The sequence below is a fragment of the Shewanella sp. BC20 genome (genome assembly GCF_003129585.1).
In the GTDB taxonomy this organism is placed as follows: domain Bacteria; phylum Pseudomonadota; class Gammaproteobacteria; order Enterobacterales; family Shewanellaceae; genus Shewanella; species Shewanella seohaensis.
In genome coordinates, this window is sequence record NZ_NHRI01000024.1 from 64,388 (window position 1) to 70,509 (window position 6,122).

At 49.3% G+C, this 6,122-nt stretch carries 4 protein-coding genes; 1 reads left to right on the forward strand and 3 read right to left on the reverse strand.

Annotated features, from left to right (window positions below):
• Window positions 1–6: 6 nt before the first annotated feature.
• The 3 genes from CBX96_RS19340 to CBX96_RS19350 all read right to left on the reverse strand — a co-directional run bounded on the left by CBX96_RS19340 (window position 7) and on the right by CBX96_RS19350 (window position 3,531).
• Window positions 7–1,290, reverse strand: coding sequence for a DEAD/DEAH box helicase (locus CBX96_RS19340; RefSeq protein WP_023267651.1), 1,284 nt, complete (start codon window positions 1,288–1,290; stop codon window positions 7–9).
• Between the two features lie 37 nt (window positions 1,291–1,327).
• On the reverse strand, window positions 1,328–1,894 hold the full coding sequence (locus tag CBX96_RS19345; RefSeq protein ID WP_109287769.1) for a methylated-DNA--[protein]-cysteine S-methyltransferase: 567 nt from the start codon (window positions 1,892–1,894) through the stop codon (window positions 1,328–1,330).
• A gap of 119 nt (window positions 1,895–2,013) precedes the next feature.
• On the reverse strand, window positions 2,014–3,531 hold the full coding sequence (locus CBX96_RS19350) for a DNA-3-methyladenine glycosylase 2 family protein (protein WP_375136850.1): 1,518 nt from the start codon (window positions 3,529–3,531) through the stop codon (window positions 2,014–2,016).
• A gap of 292 nt (window positions 3,532–3,823) precedes the next feature.
• Here CBX96_RS19350 and CBX96_RS19355 point away from each other — a divergent pair, with 292 nt between their 5' ends.
• Complete coding sequence (locus CBX96_RS19355) at window positions 3,824–5,653, forward strand: ABC transporter ATP-binding protein (protein WP_109287771.1); 1,830 nt, start codon at window positions 3,824–3,826, stop codon at window positions 5,651–5,653.
• The last annotated feature ends 469 nt before the right edge of the window (window positions 5,654–6,122 follow it).

Here is a 6,122-nt window from a genome sequence, read left to right on the forward strand (position 1 = left end):
AAGGAATTAAGACTTTTTACCCCAAAATTCAAGGTTCGCCGCGGGTAACTGTTTACGCTTTTTCTTGCCGGTGCCTTCGGGTTTCGCCTGCGGTTTTTCCTGCGCTAACACTTCGAGTGGCATCTCGGCATTCGCTTCAAATCCTGGGATTTGCTCACGTACAAGTTTGATTTTGTTTTTCTTTTCTATCACGCCGAAGTGATGATATTCCTCATGGGAAATCAAGGTCACCGCCAAACCCGCCTCTCCCGCGCGGCCGCTACGGCCAATACGGTGCATATAATCGGCCGGACTTCTTGGTAAATCGAAGTTAATCACCACTGGGAGTTTATCAATATCAATACCGCGGGCTGCGATATCGGTCGCAATCAACACACTGATTTCACCACTTTTAAAACCATCGAGTACTCGAGTTCGCGCACCTTGCGCCTTATCGCCATGGAAGACTTCGGCACTGATCCCACGTTTAGACAGCTTCTGTGCGAGGTGATTACAGGTGTTTTTAGCACTGACAAAAATAAGCGCCTGCGACCACTGATGCTGTTTTATCAAGTGTGCCAACAGCGCCGTTTTTTGTTCACGGTTGACTGTGATAACGCGCTGTTCAATGGTGCTTTCTTGCTCACTTTGCAGATGATATTCAAGCGGTTGATGGAGTAATTTGGCCGTGAGTGCACGCACTTCTTCAGGGAATGTCGCCGAATATAATAAGGTTTGTTTCTTGGACGGCAGCGCCTCAAGCACTTGATTTAATTCATCAGTAAACCCAAGGCTTAGCATTCGGTCTGCTTCATCCAACACTAAGGCCGAGACGCGATTTAACTTAAGCGCATTGCTGGCTAATAAATCCAATAAACGGCCAGGCGTTGCCACCAACACATCGGCTCCCGCGCGTAAGCTTTGCATTTGCAGATTGACAGACACGCCACCAAACGCCGCAACTATCTTAAGTTGGCCATTGAAGTGAGAGGCATAGGATAAAAAGCTATCGGCAACTTGCTGCGCCAATTCGCGGGTTGGCACGAGTACCAAACAACGCACTTGGCCTGCCGATTTTTCCGCGGTTTTCGCCTCAAACAGGCGCTGTAATAACGGCACGGCAAAGGCGGCCGTTTTGCCAGAGCCCGTATTCGCCCCCGCTAATACGTCCCGTCCACTGAGCACGGCAGGAATTGTCGCCGCTTGTATGGGCGTAGGCGCCGCATAGGTCAGCTCAGTGAGTCGATTACACAGGGGCGCAATAATGCCAAGTTCGGCAAAGCTGGCAACGGAGGAAGAAGCTTGGGTCATAAAAAATTACATGGCTCATCAATAACAAATATGACCGCTATTCTAACGTAAAATGCGCTCCCTTGCTTGTCGATTCCAGCATTAACAGCTGTTGTTTCATCGTAAGTCCATAGGCATAACCGGTTAATTGGCCATTTTTACCAATGATACGATGACAGGGCACAATAATCGCAATGGGATTGGCGCCATTAGCGGCACCTACCGCCCTAACGGCTTTGGGCCTGTCGATACGCTGGGCGATATCGCCATAACTGCAACTCTGGCCATAACCGACCTGCACCAGCGCCTGCCAAACCTGTTGCTGAAACTCTGTGCCCTTAGGCGCTAAGTTTAAGTGGAACTCGGTTAGCTCACCGCGAAAATAATCTTGAAGCTGCGCCTTTGCCTGCTCAATATGGCTTTTGGCCCGCGCAAGTTCGTCATCAGTTGCAACCTTTAGCGGGATCTCCGTTCGGCTCGAGCCAACGACAGTTAAATGGCTCAATCCGTAGGCATTGGCATTGAGTTGTAGTTCGCCGACAGGGGTACTTAAGGTATCGACAGCGCAGGGCTGATAATCTTTGGCCGTTGGCGCGCTAATCAGTTGGGATAAATTCTGGCTCATAATGGTTCTCGTAAACGGCTTTAGTACAGTGTTTCGTACTGTGTTTAAAATAATGTTTCTATTAGTGGCTCTCATATGGAGCCTAGGTATTGGATCCATAACGAGTGGCCAGAAATACCTTATGCATTGGACCACAGCTGAAAGGTTAAATAACTCCCCCAAGGGGCGATATCCGCACTCACCTGCTGTGCAAGCGTTGTATAATCCAGCTGTTTTACCGCTTCAATATCCAAGCCTTTTTGCGCGGCAACACTGGCTAATAATTGTTTTTTAACAATTAAATCCGTGTGCAAGAAGATATTCGGATCGCCAAGTCCACGCAGTTTGGCATAGGCAATGGTCCAAGGGCCGATGCCTTTTACCCCAATCCACGCATCGACTGAGGCTTCGGGCTGCTCACAGATAAACGCCGCAAGCGCATTGAGCGCCAATTTGCGCGCGCCGGGCATTTTAAGCTCATCGAGACTCGCCTCACGAATCGCCTGCGGCGTGGGAAATAGGCGATATTCCCGCCCGTTTAAACTTAAGCGCTCGCCATAGGCTTCGACCAATATATTCAGTAATTTAGTGGCCTGCACTACGCTCACCTGCTGACCTAAAACCGCTCGGCAACCCGCCTCAAACACAGTGCCAGCGCCCGGGATCCTAAGCCCGGATTTGCTACTGAGTTTAATATCAGTCAAGTGCTCTAAATTGTGTTCAATCTGCAGCATGTCAGCATCGAGATCTAAAATGCGTCGCACTTGGGTGATGAGCTTTTGTAGACCCGATAAAGGCGAGTCAGGCGTTAACGTCAGCGTGATTTTAAAGCGATGCAGAGGCTCCTCATGGACGATATGCACCACAGCGCGGATATCCTCAAGTTGCAGAGTGCGGCCATACTCAAGTGGCGTATTTGGGTCAATCGCCCCATGGGCGTGAGAGTCTGCATTATCACTGAACCATTCCATGCCAGCGACGGCGCGCAGGCGATAAAAGGCTAATTGCGCCGACCAATCGAGTGGCGGCCGGTAGTACTGATACAGACTCAAGCTGTGCGCTGGCATCTCCTGCGAACAAACGAGTTCGACACTCTCCCCGTCGTCTATTTTCGCTGTCGATTTCTGGCTCGATTTTCGTAACTGCGTGGGGGTTAGTTGCAACGCCTGCTGAAACGCCTCGTTGAAACGACGAATACTGTTAAAACCTGCGGCAAGGGCGACCTGTGTGATGGGCAACTGCGTTTGATGCAATAACTGTTTTGCGAACAATAACTGACGATAGAGGGCAAATTGTTTAGGTGAAGTGCCAAATCCTGCGGTAAATAACTTATTTAAATAACGGCTGCTGATCCCCAGTTTTTCTGCCAAGGCCTCGACCGTTAATCCGTGTTCGCCAGATAAGGCGCCAGCTTCAATCAAACCTATCGCTCTATCTAGGGTTGTGTTAGTACCTTTCCACGGATTAGAGCCTGGGGCACTGTCTGGGCGGCAACGCAGACAAGGCCTCAGCCCCGCCTGCGCAGCTTTAATGGCCGAGTCAAAATAACGAACATTTTCTTCCTTCGGCGCCACTGCTGGGCACACTGTTCGGCAATAAATCCCCGTACTTAACACGCCCACAAAGAACTTACCGTCAAAACGTGGATCGCGACTCATGCGCGCTTCGCGGCAAATCCCGGCGGATATTTGGCAATCCTGCGCGTCGCTTGATGTCTGCTCGAATGGCGGTTTTGGGGCTGGATTTAGGCTCACGCTTGTCTGCTTCATTTGGCTATCCGACAATCTTATTCACAATTTTGTACTTGTCGGTTACTGTACGTCACCCTATGCTAGCACACTCGCGGAAAACGGAACTGGATCATCGCGTGCTTTTAAAGTGCAAGATCCTATATGCTAGACACCTCGACGTTTTCCCCATCCATTTTTCTCAATAAAATAGAGTCAATTCATGTTTAAACGATTTGAATCTTGGGTTGAAGCCCTGCCCGATGGCGAACCAACCAAGCCGCCCACGGGGGTATATGCGTTTTGCCGCCATTACACTAAGGGCTATGAATTACCGCTTATCTTAATGTCGGTGCTGACGGCATTAATCGCCATGCTCGAAGTCTCGCTATTTGGCTTTATGGGGCAATTAGTCGATTGGTTAGTGAAAAAAAGCCCTGAGACACTTTTTCAAGATGAAGGCTCAACGCTGCTATTAATGGGGTTGATGGTCTTAGTGGTGATGCCACTATTAGTGCTATTCCATGCGCTGATCATGCATCAAACCTTGCTGGGTAATTATCCCATGTCGATTCGTTGGCTTGCGCACCGCTATCTGCTCAAGCAAAGCGTCTCTTTCTATCAAAATGATTTTGCCGGCCGCATTGCCACTAAAGTGATGCAAACTTCCCTTGCGGTGCGTGAGACCGTGATGAAACTCCTCGATGTGCTGGTGTACATTTTAGTGTATTTCACCTCCATGCTGGTGATGGTGGCCAGTGCCGATGTGCGTCTGGTGATCCCCATGCTGATCTGGCTGGCGCTCTATATCGGTTTACAGTGGTATTTTGTGCCTAGGCTGAAAACGGTTTCAACCGAACAGGCCGATGCGCGCTCGACAATGACAGGACGTATTGTCGACAGTTACACCAATATCACCACGGTGAAGCTCTTCGCCCATACGGATAAAGAGGCCGAGTATGCCAAGGCGAGTATGCGCAGTTTCCTCGACACTGTGTACCGCCAGATGCGCCTCGTCACGGGGATCAGTGTCAGTGTGCAAGTGATTAACTATATGCTCGCCTTCAGTATTGCCGCGGTGTCTATCTTGCTCTGGAGTGACAATGCCATCTCTGTTGGAGCGATCGCAATTGCCGTGAGTTTAGCGCTGCGTCTTAATGGTATGTCGCAGTGGATCATGTGGGAAATCAGTTCGTTATTTGAAAACATCGGTACAGTGACCGATGGGATGAATACCCTTTCGAAAACGACACTGATCCAAGATTCGCCCAATGCCAACACCTTAGTGGTGGAGCAAGGACGTATCGATTTTAATCAGGTGAGCTTCCATTACGGCGAAGAAACCGGTGTGATTGAAGATCTTAACCTCAATATCAAAGCGGGTGAAAAAGTCGGTCTCGTTGGCCGCTCGGGCGCGGGTAAGTCCACCCTAGTGAACCTGTTGATGCGTTTTTACGATGTTGAGAAAGGCCAAATTTGTATCGATGGTCAAGATATTAAAGCGGTCAAGCAGGACTCACTGCGCTCACAGATTGGCATGGTGACCCAAGATACGTCTCTACTGCATCGCACGATTCGGGAGAATATTCTTTACGGTAATCCCGATGCCAGCGAAACCCAACTCGAACATGCAATAAAACAGGCTCAGGCCCATGATTTTATTAATGAACTGACCGATCCTAATGGCAATCATGGCTTAGATGCACAAGTGGGTGAACGTGGGGTTAAGCTCTCAGGTGGGCAGAGACAGCGTATCGCGATTGCTCGGGTACTATTGAAAAATGCGCCGATTTTACTGCTCGATGAGGCCACTTCTGCCTTGGACTCCGAAGTGGAAGCAGCAATTCAGGAAAGCTTGTACGAATTGATGCAAGGAAAGACGGTGATCGCGATTGCCCATAGATTATCCACTATCGCGGCAATGGACAGATTAATCGTGCTCGATCAAGGTCGTATCGTCGAACAAGGAACCCATCAAGAGTTGATTGCCGCTGGCGGTATCTATGCCCAGCTTTGGGCCCATCAAACGGGTGGTTTCCTCGGGGTTGAGTAGCTTTAAGCGTTTCTTAAGCTCACCACCTTGTACTTTGATTTGAAAAATCATTGAGCTTGGATGTACAAGGCGACCTCGAGTCGCCTTTTTATTTGGCTTTATTATTTGCGTTTGCTTTATTGGCTGGGGGGAGAGGCACAAAGAGTTAGTTGCAGGTAACTATCCCCCACAATCTCCTCAATCCTCAACAGGATCCGCATCCTCAACAATATCCGCAAACTGGCCCCTTTAAGTATGGTGCTCTACTGAGATGACACGCTGTTTACTCTTATACAGGTACTGCTATTTGATAGGACGGAAATACCGCAGAAAGTACCTACTCCCCTACCACAACCCAAGACAAGTAAAGAATCCGCCTTCTTAGAAGGCGGCTTTGATTTGCCCCTGGAAGGGGCTATTTCCTTACACCTACTTCATCTGTAGCGACAATTGAGCATCATGCTCTAGATCTTGCTTATCTTGATGGCGA